Annotated in this window: 4 protein-coding genes; 2 read left to right on the forward strand and 2 right to left on the reverse strand. The window is 63.1% G+C overall.

The features are described 5' to 3' along the window. Positions 1–101 precede the first annotated feature (101 nt). Both FPZ47_RS30050 and FPZ47_RS30055 read left to right on the forward strand, forming a co-directional pair. The gene (locus FPZ47_RS30050; RefSeq protein WP_246133635.1) at positions 102–704 is read left to right on the forward strand and encodes a TOTE conflict system archaeo-eukaryotic primase domain-containing protein; all 603 of its coding nucleotides are present in this window, start codon (positions 102–104) and stop codon (positions 702–704) included. Between the two features lie 89 nt (positions 705–793). Further along, complete coding sequence (locus tag FPZ47_RS30055) at positions 794–1,915, forward strand: DEAD/DEAH box helicase (RefSeq protein ID WP_246133636.1); 1,122 nt, start codon at positions 794–796, stop codon at positions 1,913–1,915. A 493-nt stretch (positions 1,916–2,408) separates the two neighbouring features. Here the strand turns inward: FPZ47_RS30055 and FPZ47_RS26820 are convergent, their stop codons facing one another. Then, on the reverse strand, positions 2,409–2,672 hold the full coding sequence (locus FPZ47_RS26820) for a hypothetical protein (RefSeq protein WP_144957211.1): 264 nt from the start codon (positions 2,670–2,672) through the stop codon (positions 2,409–2,411). Between the two features lie 411 nt (positions 2,673–3,083). Beyond that, positions 3,084–3,665: a helix-turn-helix domain-containing protein gene (locus tag FPZ47_RS26825; protein ID WP_144957214.1), complete on the reverse strand. Its 582-nt coding sequence runs from the start codon at positions 3,663–3,665 to the stop codon at positions 3,084–3,086. Positions 3,666–3,840: the final 175 nt, after the last annotated feature.

Raw genomic sequence — 3,840 nt, forward strand, 5'->3', positions numbered from 1 at the left:
GAGCGGGGCCGTTCCCATCACCAGATCATCGTCAACACCAATGACGCCATCATCATCATCGAAAGTGCCGCTCAACAGCAGATTTCGATAAAGAGGCCGCGATGCTCGATGCGCTTGCGTACATGAAAGCAGCACGCTCATATGGGATTCCGGCTGCACTGGAGGTGTCACAATCCGGGCGCGGAGCTCACGTCTGGATCTTCTTCGCTCATGCGATCTCGGCATCGGTCGCCCGCAGCGTCGCTACAAGTTTGCTGGGTGAGGCATTTCGCCTGCGCGGGAGCATGCATCTGAGTAGTTATGACCGCTTGTTTCCTTCCCAGGATGTGCATACCGGGCGAGGCGTGGGAAATCTGATCGCCGCACCGATGAACGGTAAGCGCCGTCAGCACGGCACCACCGTCTTCCTCGATCCCGCCACTCTGGAACCATTCGAGGATCAGTGGGCCTACCTGTCGAGCATCGCCCGATTGTCAACCAAGGACGCGACCGCGTTGGCGCGCCAACTCCCCGATCCACAGATCGGCCACAATGTCCGACGTCTGCAGCTACCGACGTCGTCGCGCATCATCCCGCGGCCGGCGGCAATCGGGCGCGCCAACGTGCCCGCCGCAGCACCTGGGACACACCACGATTCCTATATAGCTACGACGAAACCGCCGGCGGTGATCTGGTCCTCCCCCGCGGCCTCCATGCTCTGCTGACCGGACTCGTCGAATCGGCCGACAGCACGCTACGCGTCGACGACAAACGTATCCTCGGTCAGCCCCACACGCTCACCTGCAGCACGCCGTTGCGCACCGTTCAGACGACCGCACTGCACCAACTCCTCGAACAGGAGACCGGCGTCCTCATCGCACCACCGGGCACCGGTAAGACGGTCATAGCCTGCGCAGCAATCGAATCACGGTCTACCTCGACCCTGGTCCTGGTCGATCGCAAGGCTCTGGCCGATCAATGGCGTGACCGGATCAGCAGCCACCTGAGTTTCGCATGTGGTCAAATCGGCGGCGGACGATCGAAAACCACTGGCATCCTCGACATCGCGCTACTGCCAACACTTGCCCGTCGTGACAACGTCGAAAGCATCAACGCCCACTACGGATTCGTCATCGTGGACGAATGCCACCACGTCGCCGCCAGCGCATTCTTCGGGGTCCTGAACCGCATCGCCGCGCGGTACTGGCTTGGCTTGACCGCCACCCCAGAGCGCCGCGACGGGCTCGAAGACCTGATCTATTACCAACTCGGATCACACCTCGTGGCCATTGACCAGCCCAGTATCGGACAACTCCCGGTCGACGGGTCCGATCTCCTGACACCCCACCCAGTTTTGCACCTGCACCCGACCGAATTCCAGTACTGTGGCGACGCCGATCCCACCGCACCCGGTGGAATGGCCGAAATCTATCGAGCCCTCGTCGCCGATCACGCACGGCTCGACCAAATCGTGGCCGATATCCTGACCGCCGCCGAAACCGGCGCCAACATCCTGGTGCTCACCACATGGGTCGATCACCTCAACGGGATCACCGACCGGCTACGGACCGCAGGAAAGACCGTCACCGTCCTCAGCGGCGGCATGAAGGCTCGTGAACGCCGCCAAATCGCCGACCAACTTGCCATCCATACGCCCGACTCGGATCCACTCCTGATCGTCGGCACCAGCTCATTCATCGGGGAAGGCTTCGACTGCCCAGCCCTCGACACACTGTTCCTGGCCGCGCCGATCACCTTCAAGAACCGGCTCGTCCAATACATCGGCCGTGTCACCCGGCCCTACCACTCAAAGACAACCGCAACCGTGCACGACTACCACGACGAGCGCACCCCTGTTATCGCCTCATCGCTGAAGAAACGAGCTCCCGGCTACATCAAGATGGGCTTCCCTGACCCGCGCAAGATGATCCGATAGAACTGCGCGCCACCCCACTTGACCAGCGGTCAATTTCGGCATCTGGACAGCGACCTCAGCCGAGCCGCATAACGTGCACAGGCGTGCATGGCGTGTGGTCGAACTGGCAGAAACTCCCCTGCACGAGTCCATCGAGCGCGCCGCCAGCACCCGCGTGTGGTCCCCAGGGCGGTTTGTACCTCACGCAACCGTCACGGTTGAATATCGACGTCATCGCAGGTCAAGACCCATTTCACAAAGTCGGGCTGACAGGATTTGAACCTGCGACCACTTGACCCCCAGTAAATTGCGGTAGGGCGTTTCCGCAGGTCACCGCCAGCGGCGGGCGTCGGGGTGTCCGCGCATAACGTGCACAGAAGTGCAGGTCGTTCACCCTCGCGGATGAGGTGTGGCCCCAAAATGGTCCCCAACCTTCTGTTCCGAAACACCTCCGGTCACAGTGTGGGTCGTCTCGCTCCATCGACAACCTCATCGTCTAAACCCTTGAGCGCCTCTAAGCCAGACGAGGATCCCCATCCTCGTCGAGAATGATCCGCCGGTCACCTTGTTGCAGAGCATCGAGCGTGAGGTCGATCTCATGCACCGCGAGATCAGAAATACGGCAAACCAGGCCGAGCACGATGATGCGGTCGCGACCCGCGCACAACCCGACGAACTCCGGGTTCGGCGCGACAACGAACGCTAACTCCCAGCCGATGGCCTCGCCCACTTCGCGGGCGCGTTGATCGAGCGCAGTGATGTCATCTTTGGTCAGCATCGACCCACCTCATCCATGATCATGACTCTGATTCTGCAACCCGCTGCCGACAAGTGCGGTTGTGCAGAGGCGGATGGTCAACTGGAGGGCAGGCCCAGCTTGTCGAAGAACGCTCGGTTCCGCTCGGTGGCTGCGTTGACCAGACGGTCGAAGCTCATCACCTCGATGCAGGCCTTGTACGGCTCGTTGAATCCGAAGTAGCCGAGTCCGTCGTGGGTTGTTGACCGGAATTCAAGATGAGGATGATTGCGGCGTTCTCGGTGAGGACGATTGGCGCGGTTCGGTGTTCACGGTGACGCTGTGATGCTCACGGTGTCGGTGCCGGGCCCTGCAGTGCTGTTCACGGTGCCGGGCGGGGGTGGGCGTGCAAGATCGTCGGCCCGGTCGGTTCGGTCCGGGCGATGTGGCGGTTCAGGTTGGTGCTGCCAGAAGCCGGCCCTGGGCGTGCAGGCCGATCAGGGTCCACAGGGGGTCGGTCAGGCCCAGCCGTCGGCGGGCCGCGTGTGCAGCTGCGGCTAAGACGGTCAGCGCGTCACGCAGCGGGTTGGTGGCACGGGGCAGCCGGTTGAAGGCGTCGGGGTCGAGCCGGATGAGTGCCGCGCTGCCTCGCTGGCACAGCCATTGCAGATGAGCGTCGCTCATGGCGCGGCGCAGCCAGCGACGCACGGTCGACGGTGAGCGCTGGAGTTCGTCAGCGATGCGGCGATGTCCTTGGCCGGCGGCCTTGCTGGCCAAGGCGGTGCCGATCACTTCGGTGGTATCGGCCAGGCGTGGCTGCACGCTGGCCGGCAGCAGAATCTGGGTGCCGCCGCAACAGATGCATCGTGCCCGCCGCGGGCGCACCTCAAGGGCCTGGGCGCCGAGGCTGCGGACGCGCCGGCGGCGGCCATGGCCCCACCGCGTGAGGGCACCGGCGCACCCCGGGTGCGGACAGTCGATCTCTCCCGCGGCCAGGGCTCGCTCGGCCCACTCCACGGTGCGGACGACGATCATCGGGCGTTCGGGTGGGCATGAGACACCAAGGTGGTCTACCACGGCAGAGCCGGGAAGGGGTCATCTCGTGTTGGCCGTGGGGCATGAAACCGACGCTGGAGCCTGTCACGATTTCTGTGTAAGTCAGAGGTGATTTGACTACGAGTTGTATTCTAGCACAACGGGATTCGACCCG

Source organism: Mycobacterium helveticum, from assembly GCF_007714205.1.
GTDB classification, from domain to species: Bacteria; Actinomycetota; Actinomycetes; order Mycobacteriales; family Mycobacteriaceae; genus Mycobacterium; species Mycobacterium helveticum.

Excerpts from the sequence above, each read along its gene's own strand:
- FPZ47_RS26825 (WP_144957214.1), bottom strand. The coding sequence starts at position 3,665 with ATGATCGTCGTCCGCACCGTGGAGTGGGCCGAGCGAGCCCTGGCCGCG.
- FPZ47_RS30050 (WP_246133635.1), top strand. The coding sequence starts at position 102 with ATGCTCGATGCGCTTGCGTACATGAAAGCAGCACGCTCATATGGGATT.
- FPZ47_RS26820 (WP_144957211.1), bottom strand. The coding sequence starts at position 2,672 with ATGCTGACCAAAGATGACATCACTGCGCTCGATCAACGCGCCCGCGAA.